Source organism: Bacteroides sp. (genome assembly GCF_029057325.1).
Lineage (GTDB): Bacteria > Bacteroidota > Bacteroidia > Bacteroidales > Bacteroidaceae > Bacteroides.
The window spans coordinates 1-18,750 of record NZ_JAICZW010000037.1 but is presented as its reverse complement, the minus strand read 5'-3'; the positions used below and the strand labels follow the sequence as shown (position 1 = coordinate 18,750).

At 50.9% G+C, this 18,750-nt stretch carries 11 protein-coding genes; all 11 read left to right on the top strand.

Features of this window, described 5'->3' with window-relative positions; all coding sequences use genetic code 11:
• Positions 1-370 precede the first annotated feature (370 nt).
• The 11 genes from K2G43_RS02420 (at position 371) to K2G43_RS02370 (ending at position 18,166) form a co-directional block, all read left to right on the top strand.
• A complete protein-coding gene (locus tag K2G43_RS02420; RefSeq protein ID WP_300152875.1) occupies positions 371-1,006 on the top strand; it encodes an RNA polymerase sigma-70 factor in 636 nt (211 codons plus the stop codon).
• 57 nt (positions 1,007-1,063) lie between these two features.
• Positions 1,064-2,038 (top strand): FecR domain-containing protein, encoded by a 975-nt coding sequence (locus K2G43_RS02415; RefSeq protein WP_297642071.1) that lies wholly within the window; start codon positions 1,064-1,066, stop codon positions 2,036-2,038.
• A gap of 125 nt (positions 2,039-2,163) precedes the next feature.
• On the top strand, positions 2,164-5,472 hold the full coding sequence (locus K2G43_RS02410; RefSeq protein WP_297642072.1) for a SusC/RagA family TonB-linked outer membrane protein: 3,309 nt from the start codon (positions 2,164-2,166) through the stop codon (positions 5,470-5,472).
• Between the two features lie 12 nt (positions 5,473-5,484).
• Complete coding sequence (locus K2G43_RS02405; RefSeq protein WP_297642074.1) at positions 5,485-7,155, top strand: RagB/SusD family nutrient uptake outer membrane protein; 1,671 nt, start codon at positions 5,485-5,487, stop codon at positions 7,153-7,155.
• Positions 7,148-8,329 (top strand): FN3 domain-containing metallophosphoesterase family protein, encoded by a 1,182-nt coding sequence (locus tag K2G43_RS02400; RefSeq protein WP_297642076.1) that lies wholly within the window; start codon positions 7,148-7,150, stop codon positions 8,327-8,329. Before K2G43_RS02405 ends, K2G43_RS02400 begins: the two co-directional genes overlap by 8 nt.
• A 651-nt stretch (positions 8,330-8,980) precedes the next feature.
• Positions 8,981-10,135: an ATP-binding protein gene (locus K2G43_RS02395; protein ID WP_300152874.1), complete on the top strand. Its 1,155-nt coding sequence runs from the start codon at positions 8,981-8,983 to the stop codon at positions 10,133-10,135.
• 6 nt (positions 10,136-10,141) lie between these two features.
• Complete coding sequence (locus K2G43_RS02390; protein WP_300152876.1) at positions 10,142-11,131, top strand: GSCFA domain-containing protein; 990 nt, start codon at positions 10,142-10,144, stop codon at positions 11,129-11,131.
• Complete coding sequence (locus K2G43_RS02385; RefSeq protein ID WP_300152873.1) at positions 11,107-13,608, top strand: bifunctional UDP-N-acetylmuramoyl-tripeptide:D-alanyl-D-alanine ligase/alanine racemase; 2,502 nt, start codon at positions 11,107-11,109, stop codon at positions 13,606-13,608. The genes K2G43_RS02390 and K2G43_RS02385 overlap by 25 nt, the downstream gene beginning before the upstream one ends.
• Before the next feature lie 110 nt (positions 13,609-13,718).
• Positions 13,719-13,919 (top strand): twin-arginine translocase TatA/TatE family subunit, encoded by a 201-nt coding sequence (gene tatA, locus K2G43_RS02380; protein ID WP_297642079.1) that lies wholly within the window; start codon positions 13,719-13,721, stop codon positions 13,917-13,919.
• Positions 13,919-14,719 carry a twin-arginine translocase subunit TatC gene (gene tatC, locus K2G43_RS02375; protein WP_297642081.1) on the top strand — a complete coding sequence of 267 codons (801 nt, stop codon included), beginning with the start codon at positions 13,919-13,921 and terminating at the stop codon, positions 14,717-14,719. The genes tatA and tatC overlap by 1 nt, the downstream gene beginning before the upstream one ends.
• A gap of 21 nt (positions 14,720-14,740) precedes the next feature.
• Positions 14,741-18,166 (top strand): AAA domain-containing protein, encoded by a 3,426-nt coding sequence (locus tag K2G43_RS02370; RefSeq protein ID WP_300152872.1) that lies wholly within the window; start codon positions 14,741-14,743, stop codon positions 18,164-18,166.
• Positions 18,167-18,750 lie beyond the last annotated feature (584 nt).

The following is an 18,750-nucleotide window of genomic DNA, read 5'->3' as shown; positions in this document are numbered from 1 at the left end:
CTTCGGACATTCTTCGGTCCTAGGGAGTGGAGTTTGTCCGAAGAACGTCCGAAGCCGAATAGGCCCTGGTAGGGGTGAGCCCCGGAGCAGATAGGGAGAGCAGGGGAGAAAGGGGGAAAGGCCGTTTTTTTCTATCGGAATGCGCAGGTGGTGAGAAGGCGATGAAAAATAGTTTACATCAGAGGCGATGGCTGCTTGTCTCAATGCCATTTTTGCACCCGTTGACAATGAGGCGGTCTGTCAATAGGACAATGGTATCGGCTTTCGCTTTCAAGCCTATTTGTCATCTGATACCCCTCTTTCATTCCCTTGGTTCTTTAAAATGCAAGCCATGGAAATGGTGGATTATTTGTTGATGAATGGAAATAAAATGTCTATTTTTGCGAGCGATACTAAAAGGAAGTCTATCTTGTGGATAGGAAAGCTGCGCTTGAATATGGACAAAAAAGAACAGAAACTGATTCGTGGTCTGAAAAACGATGATTATAAGGCGTTTAATGAAATCTATGAATTGTATGCTAAACGACTCTATGCTTATTGTTTGCAATATACCAAGCAGACGGAGGATGCCGAAGAGATTGTGCAAGACGTGTTTGTCCGTTTGTGGAATCAGCGGAATAGGATAAAGCAGGAAGAAACGCTCTGTTCGTTGCTGTTCATTATGGCGAAGCATTTGTTGATAAATGCCTATCGTGCCAAGGTAAACCACCCGATTTATGAGGATTATTTGGACTATGCCGACAAGTTGGGGGTGGAAGATACGAGAGACAGGGTCGAATATCGCGATTTCCTGCTGCGGTTCCGTAAAATTCTTTCCTCTTTGCCCCGCACACAGCAACAGGTAATCACCTTATCACGTATGCGTCAATTTTCGAACAGAGAAATTGCTGAATATCTGTCGTTAAGCGAACAAACTGTCAAAAACCAACTCTCATTGGGGATGAAAAAACTGAGGGAGGAATTTGATAAATTGCTATGGTCTTTAATCTTATTTTTTATTAATTAAAATCTCTTTTCGGTACAGATGCTTTCTGCAAAGTGTCTTTAAATAAAAATAGAAGTTATGGATGTTTTAGAATATAAATACCGGAACGGAACATTGACAGGCGAAGAGCTGATTGAGCTTAGACGGAAGGTAAACGCTGCTTCGGATGAGGAGTTGGAACAGCGGATGCTGGAGGTGTGGAACAGCGGAACCATCGATGAAGCGGGTGTGGACGATGGGCTGATAAGGGGGATGAAAGAACGTATCGACCGGCAGTTGCTGACCGGAAAGAAAATCGGAAACAGATGGTTGCGCTATGGGCGGATTGCCGCCGCCGTCTTGTTGCCGATATTCATGGCATGTACGGTCTATCTCTATTACGAGAACCATCGGCTCGGCTCCGGTGAGATAATCGTTTCGACCGGTGAAGGCGAGCGGTCGGGAGTGTTGCTGCCCGACGGAAGCAAGGTCACTTTGAACTCCATGTCGCGGCTGTTGTATAAGAACGGGGAGTATAGCCGGGACAAACGGAACATACGTTTCTGCGGTGAAGGCTATTTTGAGGTGCGCAAGATGCCTCAGGTACCTTTTGTCATCGAAAACCGCAACTTGCGGGTCGAGGTGTTGGGAACCACTTTCAACCTGTCCGTGCGCGACACGGAGCAGATGGCGGAGCTCGCTCTGGAAGAGGGGCGTGTCCTGCTGATATCAACCCGGAAAGGAGACAGCGTTGTTTTGCATCCCAACGAGAAGGCACTCGTCAACCAGCAGACCGGGGATATCCGGGTGGTGATTCCCGGCGATATCACCATCGCATCGGCTTGGGTGCGCGGTGAGCTGATTTTCCGTAACTCAAAGTTGCAGGATGTCTTGCACTCTATCGAAAAGAATTATAACATCACGTTCAGGGTTGCTTGCAATGAATTTTTGGCGAACACGTTTACCGGCACCCTTCCCACCAATAATTTGAACGAAGCGCTGGAGGTGATAGAGCTTTCATACGGCTTGAAGGCAAGCATCCGAAACAAAGAGGTGTTGTTGGAAAAAAGATAGCGTGCTTGCAGTACTTTTTTTGCAGAATGTTTTATAACATGTTTTTTGTTCGGTACTTTTTTTGAGATTTTTTGTCTCTCTTCACAGAACCGGTCAAATAATTTTTAATTTTAAAATCAATTGTTATGAACAAACATGCAAAGAAAAAAGTAACGATGCTTCTTGCGTTATTGCTGTTCTGCTTTGGCTTGCCGTTGATGGCGCAAGAGAACACGGTGACGATTAGCGTTCGCAATGCCTCTCTACGTCAAGTGTTTGATGTAATAGAGAAACAGACCACTTATCGCTTCTCCTATCAGGATGTAGTGCTTGATGGGGCGGAAAACATTACGCTTCACAAGACGAATGCTTCTGTGCCTTCCGTGCTCGATGCCGCATTGAAGGGTAAAAACCTCGCATACGTGGTGGTTTCCCCAAAGTCTATTGTCATCACCGATAAGAGCCGCAAAGGCGGTAATACAGACACTGCCAGACAGGTGAGCGGAAAGGTGACCGATGTGAACGGTGAACCCATCATCGGCGCCAACGTGGTGGTGAAGGGAAACGAAAGTCTGGGTACTATTACTGACGTGGACGGTAACTTTACGCTCTCCGTTGCATCGGATGCGGTATTAGAAGTGAAATACATTGGCTATACTACCGCAACGATGACCGTAGGCAATAAATCTACGCTTGCCATCCGGCTGAAAGAAGACCAGCAGCTGCTGGAGGAAGTGGTGGTTGTGGGATATGGCTCGCAAGCTAAAGTGAATCTGACCGGTTCGGTAGCTTCCGTATCCAACAAGGAATTGGCTGCACGCCCCATTACTTCCATCCAATCGGGCATTCAGGGACTTGTTCCGGGATTGGCCATCACCAACAGCCAGGGACGTCCCGGCGAGGACTCGAGCACCATGCGCATCCGTGGTACGGGTACGCTCAACAACTCTTCTCCCTACATCCTGATTGATGGTGTGGAAGGCGGTTCCATGAGCCAGCTTGACCCGAACGACATCGAGTCCATCTCTGTGTTGAAGGATGCCGCTTCGGCTGCCATCTACGGTTCTAAAGCCGCCAACGGGGTCATCCTTATCACCACCAAGCGCGGTAAGTCGGGCCGCCCGGTATTGACGTACAACGGCTCTTTCGGATGGCAGAGCGCCACCGGCCACGTAGAGCGGATGAACTCCGCCGATGCCGCCACTTACTACAACCGCGCTTTGGAGGCGAGCGGCCGGAATCCGCGCTTCACGGAAGAGGACATCCGGTTGTTCCGCGACGGTTCCGACCCCTACGGACATCCGAACACCGACTGGAACGACCTGGGCTATCAAGGCAGCGGCTTCATGCACAAACACAACGCCAACGTTTCCGGAGGTAATGAAAATGTGCAATACATGGTCTCTGTAGGCTATCTGGGACAAAATGGTATCATGAAGCACAGCAACCGCGAACAATTCAATCTGCGCAGCAACCTCGACCTGAAGTTGTCCGACAAGATTTCCGTTCACGCCAACCTGGCTTATATCAACAATCGCTATAGCGACCCCACCAACTCTTACGTGGGAGGCGGATCCGACCAAATTATCCGTCAGCTGAATATCATCGCTCCATGGATTCCGTATAAGAATGAAGACGGTTCATACGGTACCATCGGTGACGGCAACCCGGTCGCCTGGCTCGACCTGGACCAGACCCTCACCCGCAAGAACCAGAACTTCTCGGGCATCCTGTCTGTGGACTACCACATCCTCGAAGGCTTGAAATTCACTGCTACGGGCTCTTACGTCTCAAACGTGCAGGTGTACAACGACTTTGTGAAAGATATCCAATACAACTCCAGCAAATATCACGGACCGAATTCGGCAAATGTCCGCCACTACTTGTGGAACCGGCCTTCACTCGACCTGTTGCTCAACTATGAGAAGAGCTTCGGCAAGCACAACCTGAAGGCTCTGTTCGGCTACAAGATTGAGAAATACAACTACGATGAGCTGAGAGCCGCCCGTGAGGACTTCCCCAACAACGAGCTTACGGACATCAATGCGGGAAGCTCTTCTACACAGACCAATCAGGGATATACCCGCGAACTGGCCATGATGTCCTATTTCGGACGTATCAATTACGACTATGCCGGCAAATACCTGTTTGAGGCGAATCTCCGTGCGGACGCTTCGTCGCGTTTCAGTCCCGACAACCGTTGGGGATATTATCCTTCGCTCTCTGCCGGATGGCGCATCTCCGAAGAGGCGTTTATGGAAGGCGCGCGCAGCTGGTTGCAGACGCTGAAGATCCGCGGCTCATGGGGACAGCTGGGCAACCAGGATGCGTTGACCGATTATTATCCCTGGCTGGTGACCTATGCCATCGGCAAGAACTATCCGTTCGGCGGCTCTCTGGAATCGGGTATCGCGCAGACCAACCAGAAACTGGAGAGCATCTCTTGGGAAAAGTCCACGACCTGGGGTGTAGGTTTTGATATGAGCTTGCTGAATTGCATCGACTTCAGCTTCGACTATTACAACCGCAAGACTACGGGCATCATCATGGACGTTCCCGTTCCGGGCAGCTTCGGATTGTCGGCCTACAAAGACAACGTGGGCGCCATGCGCAACCGGGGTGTGGAGATGACGTTAGGCTATCACCATACCTGGGGCGACTGGACCTTCCGTGCCAACGGTAACATTGCCGTCAACCGCAACGAGCTGCTCAACCTAGGTGGCGTAAGCGAGCAGATAGATGCCAATTACAGCTACCTGATCAATCGTGTGGGTGAGCCTTATCACTCTTTCTACGGTTACGTGGCCGATGGTCTGTTCCGGAGCCAGGAAGAGGCCGATGCCTATACGGAGAAGTATGGCAACCCGTTTGGCAGCGCCAAGAAGTTCAAAGCCGGCGATATCCGCTACAAGGATGTGAACGGTGACGGCAAACTGACCTCCGCAGACCGCGACCTCATCGGCTCCGAACAGCCTAAATTCACATTCGGCCTCAATCTGAGCGCTTCCTGGAAGAACTTGGACGCTTCCGTATTGCTGCAAGGCGCTTGTGGGGTGTCGCGCTATTTCAACGGCGAGGTTCTCGGTACATTCGAAGGCGATAACAGCCATCCTTCCACAGCATGGTTCAATGCCTGGTCGGAAGAGAATCCGAACGGCAGTTTCCCGCGCATAGCGGAGACCTCTTACACCGCAAGTTACCCCAACACGGTATCTTCTTTTTGGGTTTTCAAGACGAATTACCTTCGTTTCAAGAATATCCAGATTGGCTATACGCTGCCGAAAGGCTGGTTGAGCCGTCTCGGCATTTCACGTGCCCGTGTTTACTACTCCGGCGAGAACCTGTTCAAGATAGACAACCTGCCTATCAACATTGACCCGGAATCTCCCTCCGGCCGTGGCTCACACTATCCGCAGGTGGCAACTAATTCATTCGGTATTAATTTAACCTTTTAATGACAGACGATTATGAAACTAACAAATTATATCCTGCCGTTGCTGATGGCAGGCGGTTTGATGACTTCGTGTGATGACTTTTTCGACACGGCTCCTAAAGATGCCCTTTCGCCCGCTACCTTCTGGAAGACGGAGGCCGATGCGGAAAAGGCGGTGGTGGCCTGCTATGAAGATTGGTGCAGCCCCGCTACCGGTTCGTCGGAGGTGTTCTTTGCCGACTGCATGTCGGATATCGCTTACAGCTATACCGGTTCCAGCAGTTACAAGTATATAGGCAACGGTTCCGCTACGCGCACCAGTACGGTGCAATACTACAATTATGACATCATCCGTCGGTGCAACACGTTTATGGCGAACATAGACAAAGTTCCCTTTGCGGATGATAAAGTGAAGAACAACCTCATCGGGCAGGTCCGTACTATCCGTGCATGGCGTTATTTCCAGATGAACTTCTGGTATGGCGGCGTGCCTCTGATTACCGACCTTCCGCAATTTGCCGACGATGCCAAGTTGCCGCGCGACACGGAAGAGGCTGTGAAGAAGTTTGTTTACGATGAACTGGATAAGGCTGTGATCGAATTGAATGACGCGCCTGCTGCCCGCGGACGCATTGCCAAAGGCACGGCGCTCGCCATTAAGATGCGTTCCGCGCTTTATTATGATGATTTGGACCGTGCGTTGGAAGCGGCACGTGCCATCCAGCACCTGAATCTCTATGAGATTGAGAAGGGGATGAGCTACGAGGAGCTGTTCAGCCTGAAAGGCCGTGACTCCAAGGAAATCATCTGTTCCATGCAGCACGTTCCTACCACCAAACCTTTTGGCAACACCATCCGTCTGTTCAGCAATGAAGACGGTGGATGGGCCTCCTTTGTACCCACCCAGAATCTGGTGGACATGTTTGAGATGGAGAACGGCCTGATGCCCGAAGAAGAGGGCTCTGGTTATGACCCGGTACATCCGTTTGCCCGTCGTGACCCGCGTCTGAAGAAGACCATCGTCTATCCGGGGCTGGATTGGGACGGTGCCAACGGCAAGCCTCGCATTTATAATACGCTGGATAAGACGATTGACGGCAAGTCGAACGCCGACTATATGGATGCCGCCAATAACGCCACGCATACCGGTATGATTTGGGCGAAATATACGGCTCCCATCTCGCAGTATTCCGCCTCACTCTCCAACGATGAGTTGTGTCCCATCTTGTTCCGTTATGCCGAAGTGTTGCTCACCATTGCCGAAATCGATGTGGAGAAGGGCATAAATACTGATGAGGTTTACCAAATCCTCGATGAGCTGCGTGCGCGCGGCGGACATGTTGCGGTGGATAGAGCACGTTACAGCACGCAGGCGCAGTTGCGTGAGCTGGTACGCCGCGAACGTTGCCTCGAGCTTGCCGGCGAAGGTTTGCGCCGTGCCGACCTGGTGAGATGGAAGGATGAGAACGGCAAGCTACTTGCCGAAACCCTGTTGAATGGTCCGCTCTATCGCATGGTAGGTACGGTGGATGTGAACAATCCCGACCCGGACATGCGCGCCGTCATCGAAGCGCCTTCGGAGGATAACAAGACGTTGCGTACGTTGGAAAACCGTACTTTCAGCCCGTACCAGCGCTACCTGCCCATCCACCAGAACCAATTGAACACGAATCCTAATTTGACTCAGACGGAAGGATATGATTGATAGGAAGCGAATTGTTTTGAGTATTGTCTGGCTCTTCTGCCTGACATTGGCGGGCTATGCCGACGAGCGTATCGCCATCAGTCACGGGCCTTATTTGCAGCATGTGAAAGAGACGGAGGCTACGTTTGTATGGATGGCCAATAAGCCCTCCATCGGATGGGTGGAACTGGCGCCGGACGACGGCAGCAACTATTATAATCGCGAACGGCGTAAATACTTCAACACGACCAATGGCGTGAAAAATACCTCTTTGCTTCATGTGGTAAAGGTGACCGGGCTAAAACCCGGCACCACTTACCGGTATCGGGTATATGCCACTGAGGTGTTGGAGCACAAAGGAGTGGAAGTTATCTACGGAAGAACCGATGCGCTGGATGTGTGGCAGTCCGCGCCGCCCTCTTTCCGCACCAACGATGCCGCGAAACCGGAGACCTCGTTTGCCGTGATTAATGACATTCATGGACGCACCGATGACATTCCCGCCCTGCTGAAGGCCGCCGATGTCCTGCAAAAGGATATGGTGTTTTTCAACGGAGATATGCTGTCGCAGCTGAGGAATGAGGGCGAACTCTTCTCAGGCTTTATGGATGTATCCATCGACTTGTTCGCCCGGCAGATTCCGATGTATTACGCACGCGGCAATCACGAGACGAGAGGTCTGTTCGCCACTTCTTTCCAGCATTATTTCTCGCCGAAGGAGCCGCATTTGTATTACATGTTCCGCCAAGGACCGGTCTGTTTCGTCGTTTTAGATACGGGAGAGGACAAGCCGGACTCCGACATTGAGTATAGCGGCATCACCGACTATGACAATTACCGTACGGAACAGGCCGAATGGCTGAAAGAGGCCGTGCGGTCTGAGGAGTTCCGGAACGCCCGGTTCCGCATCGTCATTGCGCACATGCCTCCGCAGCCCGTCAAGGGATTGTGGCATGGCCCGCAAGAGGTTCTCGATAAGTTTGTCCCCATTCTGAACGAGGCGGGCATCGATGCGATGCTTTGCGGGCACCTGCACCGTTACATTCATTGCAAACCCGATGCCCGGGTGAAGTTCCCCGTCATCATCAACTCCAAAGACATGGTGATAGACGGGCAGACCCAAGGCGACCGGCTGCAACTGAAGGTGCTCGATACCAAAGGTGCTTTGGTGGATAAGATTGTGCTGGCCAAATAATCTCCTTTGTCTTTTTTATACTTACGGACTACGTTCCGTTGAGTTCCACATTTATTTTCATCTCGCCATGATTCGGAAGTTTCGTGGTGAGATGATTTTTTTCCGGCATTAGCTTTGCTTAAAACATCTTTTATTGGGCTATCGTCTTTTGAGGGCTCTTTCCACCTCATTCCATTAAAATATCCTTATCTTTTCTCCTTATCTACTCCTTGTTTTCTCCCTGTCTATAGAGACGGGATATACAAGGAGCGGGTAGGGAGTTGGTAGGGAGCAGGTAGGGAGCAGACAGGGGGCTGTATGTGCTCTATCTGCCAACGGAATTTTTGAAGACAAAAAAGGAGGGTATGGATAGGCGATAGCGTCCCCGGTGCATCCGAAATGTCGGCCGACAGCATACAAACGGGTAGCTACACCAAGGTTGTCCCTACGGGTTCTTGAACTCCAATCGGGCAAATGGCTGAACAGGTACAGAATTGGCTGCTGAATAGCTTTTAACTTCAGAAGGATCGAAGCGAAGTGATAACTCCCTTTAACTCCTAATGACTCCTTCAACAGAAATATTCGCAAGATATTTCTATTTGACTATAAATATGTGTTATATTTGCAACAGGGATGGTCTGCCTCTCTTTCTCATTCATTAAAAAAGAAATTATGAAACGTCTGCTCATAAAGAATTTTGGCCCTATTGAAGACGCGCATCTGACATTGGGACAAGTCAATATTATAACGGGTATGCAGAGCTCGGGCAAGAGTTGTGTGCTTAAAACGGCATGTTATTGCTCTTGGGTGGAAAAACGTTTGGAACTTACTCAAAAAGTGAATGGATTGGGTAAGGGGAGTACGTTTATTGACGTTATGGCAGATTATTATAAGATGAATGGATATGTTCAAGATGATACTTACATTGAGTATGAAACCCGTCACATGAAATTTAGTTACGACCATTCGTCTAAGACTTTTAAAATGAATTGGAAGTCTAAGCGATGGGATTATAGGCGGCCGAAGGTGAGTTATATTCCGACAGACAGAAATCTGGTGGCTGCAATTCCAGGATGGAGTTTGTTGTCAATGGATGGGAATATGATTGAGTTTATGTCTGATTGGGACAAGGCCCGTAGGTTTATCAAGAGAGAAGAGAATTTCCTTGATCTTGGGATGTCGTACTCCTATGATAGTATGTCGAATTCCGATAAGATACGATTGGAAAACGGGACACCGCTGATGCTTCGGGAAAGTTCAAGTGGGGTTCAGTCTCTTCTGCCGATGTATGTCCATTTGGATTATCTTGTGAATGGCCAATATAAAGACCGCAATGGGCAAATATCGTATGAGCAGAAAGAAGAGCGCAAAAATCTGCTTTCGACGATATACAACAGGCTTAAAGGCAAGGAAGATGTTTTGCATGCGGAGTCGGTGACATTAGAAGGATATGATTATAGCTTTTCAAACCGTGAGGAAGCCGAACGCTTTAGAGCTCTGTATAACAGGTATATCAATGTGGAGCATAGTGAGATATTTCTTGAGGAGCCGGAGAACAATCTGTTCCCCCCGACGCAATGTAAATTTATAAATTGGTTGCTTGATGCCATTCAAGAACATGATGATATGCTGTTTATAGCAACGCATAGTCCGTATATTCTAAACCAGCTTATAAAAATTGCGCCCAAAGATATGAATGTATTGTTTACATATCGTTCTAGTGATGCTGAAAGAATGTATTCCGTAAAACAATTGACGGAAGATGAAGTGCGTGAGATATACGATAACGGAGTAGATATGTTCTTTAATTTTGAATTGTACGTATGAAAGATGATGAACCTATATACTCCCGTTGAACTGCCTGCCGGTTTGCCTCGGCTGTCGCATGCCGACCGCCTGATGCTGATGGGCTCCTGCTTTGCCGCCGAGATGGGTGCAAGGCTGCTGGATGCCAAATTTCGTTGTGATGTCAATCCTTACGGAGTGCTCTACAATCCGCTCTCCATCTCTTCTGCCTTGCGTGAGATAGAGGCGGGGAAGGAGTATGGGGCGGACAGGCTTTTCTTCTTTCGCGAATGCTGGCACAGCCCGATGCACCACGGCGATTTCTCTTCTCCCGAAGCGGACGAGACGCTGCGACGCATCAACGCCCGGCTGCGGGAGGCGCACGCCCTCCTTCCCCGGTTGGACTGCCTGCTGCTGACTTTCGGCACGGCATGGGTGTATGAATCCAAAGAGACGGGGACGGTGGTCTCCAATTGCCACAAATTGCCGGAGGCGAACTTCACACGGCGCAAGCTGTCGGTAGAAGAAATAGTGATGGACTATCAGGCCTTGCTGTCGGAATGGTTCTTGCGGAATCCTAAGCTGAGGGTGCTGTTCACCGTCAGCCCTATCCGTCATATTCGCGACGGGTTGCACGCCAATAACCTCAGCAAGGCGACGCTGCTGCTTGCTATCGAGCGGCTTCAGACGCTTTTCCCAGAGCAGGTGTGCTACTTTCCCGCCTACGAACTGCTGCTCGACGAGCTTCGCGACTACCGCTTCTATGCCGAAGACATGGTGCATCCCTCCGAAGTGGCTGTTCGCTACGTGTGGGAAAGCTTCTCACGCACCTGCTTTTCTGAAGAGGCTTTGAATATTATGGCGGAAAGCGAACATATCCGTAAGGCATTGGCACATAAACCTTTCCGCCCGGACTCTGAAGGCTATAAGTGTTTTTTAGGACAAATAGTGTTAAAAATAGACCAACTTAACGGAAAATACCCGTACTTAGATTTTCAAAAAGAGAAAGAGATATGTCATACTCGATTGAAAGCATAACCGAAATCATAGGTGCGCGACGCGTGGGGAATGCGTCCGCTTCCATCGATTGGCTGCTTACGGACAGCCGTTCACTGAGTTTCCCCGAAGAGACGCTTTTCTTTGCTTTGACCACAAAGCGGAACGATGGTGCCCGGTATATCCCCGACTTGTATGCCCGTGGGGTACGCAACTTCGTGGTCAGCGAAGAGAGTTTCAAATCCATTGAGCATGGAGCATGGGGCATGGAGAATGCTCATTCATCAATTGTCAATTTCCTGATCGTTCCCAATCCACTAAAAGCGCTGCAAAAACTGGCTGAACAGCATCGGGAACAATTTCAGATTCCTGTTATCGGCATTACGGGCAGCAACGGAAAGACCATTGTCAAGGAGTGGCTGCACCAGCTTATCAGTCCTGAACGGAGCATAGTCCGTTCGCCCCGCAGCTACAATTCCCAAATCGGTGTTCCCTTGTCTGTCTGGCAGATGGACGAGCAGTCGGAGCTTGCCATTTTCGAAGCGGGCATTTCCGAACCGGGCGAGATGCGTGCCTTGCAGCACATCATCAAGCCGACCATCGGCATCCTGACCAACATCGGAGGGGCGCATCAGGAGAATTTCTATTCGATGCAGGACAAGTGTATGGAGAAGTTGTCGCTCTTCAAGGATTGTGATGTGTTGATTTACAACGGCGACGACGAATTTCTCAGCAATTGCGTGGCGAAGTCCATGCTCTCCGCCCGTGAGATTGCCTGGAGCCGGAAGGATATGGAACGCCCCTTGTCCATCAGCAAAGTGGAGAAGGGGGAGGACAGCACGGTCATCTCCTATCGCTACCTGGATATGGACAATACCTTCACGCTGCCTTTCATTGACGACGCTTCCATCGAGAATTCGTTGAACTGCCTGGCCGCATGCCTCTACCTGATGCTTCCTGCCGAACAGATTACGGAGCGTATGGCGAAGCTCGAGCCGGTTGCGATGCGGCTGGAGGTGAAGGAGGGAAAGAACGGATGCCTGTTGATTAACGACAGTTATAATTCAGACCTCGGCTCGCTGGATATAGCGCTCAATTTCTTGTATCGCCGCTCGCAGGCCAATGGCTTGAAGCGGACGCTGATTCTTTCGGATATTCTGGAGACGGGACAAAATGCCTCCATTCTTTACCGGCAGGTGGCTCAGTTGGTGGGCAGTCACGGCATAGAGCGCATCATCGGCGTGGGGCATGAGATGTCATCGTGCGCGGCACGCTTCGACATCGAAAAGGATTTTTATCCCGATACGGAAAGCCTGATGCGCGCCATCGGGCGGGGAGAGCTCCGCCTTGAGAATGAAATCATCCTGATTAAGGGCGCACGCAAGTTCGGCTTTGATGCCTTGACGGAGCTGTTGGAGAAGAAGGTGCACGAGACGATATTGGAAGTCAACCTGGGTGCCATGGTGGCCAACTTGAACCATTATCGCAGCAAGCTGAAGCCGGAAACCAAAATGGTGTGTATGGTGAAGGCCTCTGCCTACGGTGCCGGTTCGTATGAGATAGCCAAAACGTTGCAGGAACATCGGGTGGACTACCTGGCGGTGGCAGTGGCGGACGAAGGCTCCGAACTCCGGAAAGCGGGAATCACGGCAAGCATCATCATTATGAATCCGGAGATGACGGCGTTCAAGACGATGTTCGACTACAAGCTGGAGCCGGAGGTATATAGCTTCCAACTGCTCGATGCGCTGATAAAGGAGGCGGAGAAAGAGGGTGTCACGAATTTCCCGGTCCACATCAAACTGGATACGGGCATGCACCGGTTAGGCTTTGCGCCGGCGGATGTCCCGCAGTTGATAGAACGGTTGAAGGGACAGAATGCGGTTATCGCACGCTCCGTGTTCTCTCATTTGGTGGGAAGCGATTCGGCGCAGTTCGATGCTTTTACGCGTCAGCAGATAGAGACGTTTGAAAAGGCGTCCGCGACGTTGCAGGGGGCTTTCGCGCATAAGATACTTCGCCATATCTGCAACTCTGCGGGCATCGAACGTTTCCCGGGGGCGCAGTTCGACATGGTTCGTTTGGGCATCGGCCTTTACGGAATCAGTCCTATCGACAACTCCATACTGAACAATGTAAGTACTTTGAAGACCACCATTCTCCAGATACGTGATGTGCCTCAGGAAGATACGGTAGGCTATAGCCGCAAGGGGCGTCTGGAACGCCCGTCGCGCATTGCCGCCATTCCCATCGGCTATGCCGACGGATTGAACCGCCATTTGGGCGTCGGGCACGCTTACTGTCTGGTAAACGGACAGAAAGCTCCATACGTAGGCAACATCTGTATGGATGTCTGTATGATTGACGTAACGGGCATTGACTGCAAGGAGGGCGACAGTGTGGAGATCTTTGGCGACCACCTGCCCATCACTGTGCTTTCCGATGCGCTCGATACCATTCCTTACGAAGTGCTGACCAGTGTTTCGACGCGGGTGAAGAGGGTGTACTATCAGGAATAATGCTGAGTGAGGAATAAAGAGTGAGGAATCTGTCACTAATTCTTCATTCATCATTCTTCATTCATCATTCCTTTTTCTATCTTTGCATTCAATTTAATTCTATTGCGATTATGACAAACTTACTATTATTGGGCTTTTTGCCCAGTGGTTCCGAATGGATTATCATTGCGTTGGTCATCTTGTTGCTGTTTGGCGGCAAGAAAATACCTGAGCTGATGCGTGGATTGGGCAAAGGCGTGCGAAGCTTCAAGGAAGGAGTGAACGAGGCGAAGGAAGAAATTGACAAGGCGAAAGAAGATTTGGATAAATAGTGGCAGAAAAAGAACTGACCTTTTGGGATCATCTGGAGGAACTTCGCCGGGTGCTGTTTCGGGTGTTGGGTGTATGGTTTGTATTGGCTGTCGGCTATTTCATAGCGATGCCCTATCTGTTTGACGAGGTGATATTGGCTCCTTGCCACAACGATTTCGTTTTCTACGACCTGTTGCGCTGGATAGGGCAGGAGCTCGACCTCCACGACGAGTTCTTCACACAAGAGTTTCACGTGAAGCTGGTCAACATCAATCTGGCCGCCCCCTTCTTTGTGCACATGTCCACGGCATTCTGGATGTCTGTAGTGACGGCTGCTCCTTACCTCTTTTATGAGGTGTGGAGGTTTGTCAGTCCGGCACTCTATCCGCATGAGCGAAAGGGGGTGAAAAAGGCGTTGGCGATTGGCACGGTGATGTTCTTTGTGGGGGTGTTGTTGGGCTACTTCATGGTCTATCCGCTGACGCTTCGCTTTCTCTCCACTTATCAGTTGAGTGCCGCTATCGAGAATCAGATTTCCTTGAATTCATATATAGACAACTTCATGATGCTGGTGCTCTGCATGGGGCTGGCATTCGAGTTGCCTCTGGTGACGTGGCTACTCTCCCTATTGGGGCTGGTGCATAAGACCTTCCTGAGAAACTACCGTCGCCATGCCATTGTCGTGATAGTGATTGCCGCTGCCGTCATTACCCCGACCGGCGACCCGTTTACACTGACCGTAGTGGCGGTGCCGCTCTACATGCTCTATGAGTTGAGCATCCTGATGATAAGAGATAAGGAAGTGACAAGTGACGAGTGACGAGATACAAGGGACAAAGAAGTGAATGGAGAGATAAAGGAGTATTATGATACGCTGTGGGCGGTATGTCGCGAAGGAGACTTCCCGTTGGATGCCGCTTACCGGCAGATGCGTGAGTTGCTGGAACGCTTGTGCCGCACGCAGATGCCCGACGGTTCGTTGCAAATGACAGACCTGTCGGCACGTATCAGTTTCGTGTCTTCAAAGTTGGGACTTTCCGTGGCGGAGCAGAATCGGTTGCACACCTTCCGACTGACTTCCAATGCCATTCTGAACCGGCAGGCGGAGCCGCAACGGGAACAATTGTTGCGCGATGCCAAAACGCTGGCATTCTTCGTCAAACGGCTGACGGGGGAGGGGATTCCTGCCGAACTCTATCGCCTGTTGCCCCGTGCGGATGCCACATATATAGTGGCTCCCCCTGCCAAAGAACGGATGAGGCGGATGCGTGTCAGTTTCCAGTATGCCGATGATACCTATCTGTATGTGTCGCCTGTAGATACCGTGGCGGATGAGCCGTTGCGTGTCCGCTACAATGTGCCTCAGGTGAATGAGGAGTTTGCCGAAACCTGCCAGCTCCTGTGGCGGCATGCGCAAGTCAACCTGCTGGATGTGGCAATCGACGAAGCCGGTGTGCTGACCCCCTCTTTCATTATACTGGAGCCGGATTACCTGATAGACATCAGTTCGCTTGCCGAATGTTTCAAGGAGTACGGGCATCATCCGGCCAACTATATGCTGGCACGTCTTCAGACACCGGACAATACCCGCCCGTTGCTGTTGGGTAACATTGCCAACCTCTTTCTGGACGAATGGATTCATGCTAAAGGAGAGCCAGACTATCTGTCGTGCATGAAGAAGGCGTTCCGTTCCTATCCCATCGAACTGGCGGCGTGTGCCGACCTGCGTGACAGGGAGAAGGAAGCGGAGTTTTTCGCCGGTTGCAAGCTCCATTTCGAAAATATCCGCCGGACCGTGACAGAGACTTTCCGTGCTTCCGGCTACGGGCTGGACAAGACGGATGCTGTGCTGGAACCTTCGTACATCTGCGAGGCATTGGGCTTGCAGGGACGTCTGGACTATATGCAGCGCGATATGACCTCGTTCATTGAAATGAAGTCCGGCAAGGCCGATGAGTATTCCATCCGTGGAAAGGTGGCGCCCAAAGAGAACAACCTGGTGCAGATGATGCTCTATCAGGCGGTGTTGGAATACTCGATGGAGAAAGACCACCGCTACGTCAAGGCGTATCTGTTCTATACCCGTTATCCGTTGCTCTATCCGGCACGTTCTTCGTGGGCATTGGTTCGTCGGGCGATGGACGTGCGCAACCGGATTGTCGCCAACGAATATGGCATCCAGTTGCGTAACAGCCCTCACTATACGGCAGAACGGCTGCGGGCCATCCATCCCGATACGCTGAACGAGCGCGGCCTGGACAACACCTTGTGGAAGCGTTTCCTCTATCCCTCCATCGATGCCGTGGCGCAACGCATCCGTGCGCTCTCTTCGTTGGAACAGAGCTATTTTTATACACTCTACAACTTCATTACCAAAGAGCTCTACACCTCCAAGTCGGGTGATGTGGACTATGAGGGGCGCACCGGAGCCTCCGCGCTTTGGCTTGCCACGCTGGCCGAAAAATGCGAGGCAGGAGAGATTCTCTTTGACCTGACTATCGGGGAGAGCCATGCGGCAGACGCACACAAGCCCTATATCTCATTCAAGATTAACCGGGAGACGACTGCCCGGCAGGAATCGGTGCTCCCCAATTTCCGGCAGGGAGATGCGGTGGTGCTCTACGAGCGGAATGCGCTGACCGACAATGTGACCAATAAAATGGTGTTCAAAGGCAACATCGAACGTATCTCCGACGATGAAGTCTGCATCCGTCTTCGTGCCACCCAGCAGAATGCGAGGGTATTGCCTGTCGATAGTCGTTATGCCGTTGAGCACGATTCGATGGATACCTCTTTCCGCAGCATGTATCTGGGACTTTCCATTTTCCTTTCCGCAACACAGCGTCGGCGCGATTTGCTGTTGGGACAGCGGCCTCCTGAATTTGACACCTCGCTGGACGGTCCGATTGCAGCCACTTCGGAGGATGCCTTTGCCCGAATCATCTTGAAGGCGCGGGCGGCACAAGACTATTTTCTCCTCATCGGCCCTCCGGGCACGGGCAAGACCTCCCGGGCATTGCGTGGAATGGTGGAGGCTTTTTACAAGGAGGGGAAGCAGATTCTGTTGCTCTCCTACACCAACCGTGCCGTGGACGAAATCAGCAAGGCGTTGGCCGCCATTACGCCGAAGATCGACTTTATCCGCATCGGTAGCGAGCTCTCGTGCGATGAGCTGTTTCGCCCTTATCTGATAGAGAATATGTTGGAGGGGTGTGCCACCCGTCGCCAGGTACAGGAACGCATTGCCCGTTGCCGTGTTTTTGTAGGCACAGTTGCCACGCTTTCTGCCAAAACCGAACTCTTCCGCCTGAAGACGTTCGATGTGGCGATTGTGGATGAGGCCACCCAGATATTGGAGCCGCAATTGTTGGGACTGCTCTGCACCCGCAATCCGGCGGGAGCGGATGCCATCGGCAAGTTTATCTTGATAGGTGACCATAAGCAGCTTCCCGCCGTTGTGTTGCAGGCTGCCGAGCAGTCGGAGGTGTGCGATGAGGCGTTGAGGGCTATCGGGCTCTACAATCTGAAAGACTCCCTTTTCGAACGTTTGTACCGGAATCTTGCTGCACAAGGCCCCTTATCGGCTGCCTATCCCTCCTCCCTTACCCCCAATCGCTCTTACGACATGCTCTGCCGGCAGGGGCGTATGAACGTGGAGGTGGCGATGTTTCCCAACCGGGCGTTCTACGGTGGCTTGCTGGAACCGGTCGGCTTGCCCCACCAGCAAGGCGCGCTTGCCCTCTCGCCGGAGTTGGGCGATTGTGAGTTTGCCCCTTTGCTGACCCGCCGTGTGGCGTTTTTGCCTTCCGTGCCCGAACCGTCGGCGCAGTCTGCCAAGATGAACCATTCGGAGGCGCGGCTGGTAGCCAGGCTGGCGGCGGCGGTGTATCGTCAATACGTTGCCACTTCCGGTTTCCAATCTTCCGTCACATTGGGTGTCATCACTCCTTATCGCAGCCAGATAGCCTTGATCAAGAAGGAAATTGCCGCTTTAGGCATTCCTGTTTTGAACGATATATTGGTAGATACGGTAGAACGCTTTCAAGGCAGTGAGCGGGATGTCATCATTTACTCTTTCTGTGTGAATCGTACCTATCAGCTGAAGTTTCTGGCGAATCTGACGGAAGAGAACGGCGTATGGATTGACCGAAAGCTAAATGTGGCGCTTACCCGTGCCCGTAAGCAGATGTTTATCGTGGGAGTGCCTCACCTGTTGAAACAGAATTCTATCTATGCGGAGTTACTGAAAGCGATTGGCTGCGAATGATTCTTTGGATGCTTCTTTTAATAAATCTTAATTTTTTTCAGTATATTTCCCTTATATCATTTATTACTAATGATAAAACCTTATATTTGCCGCACGTTTTTTTCATAGAGATTTAGATTTAAGGTTAGAAGAATTGTGGAAGTCGTGAGACTTCCCTTTTTTTTGCATGATTAAGTTGGTTCCTGTCATCTTGTTTCCTTTTCATTCGCCATTCATTTTGTGCTGTATGCAAGTTGCCGTACCATGCGGTCGGTTGGCTTTTGCAGATATTGCGGTGGTATCAAAGCGAAAGAGGGAAGAGTATATGCAGATGGCGCGTGAAAAGGGAGGGGTGATTCACCAAGAAGAAGTATATGGTTTATTGGCGGAAAGAATGGGATGGGGCAAAATCTTGTGACAGATTTCCTTATTGAATATAAATAAGACTCGTTGGTTGAATTAAAATTCTAAATAGTTACGGAAAATCTTTGGAAAAGACGAATAAAAAGGGACAAATGCCTTCGTAATGCCTGTCAATAAGGCGTTTGCGAAGCCAAATGAGGACAGGCGAGAAACCGGGGTAATGCAAAGGAAAGAGGATTTAT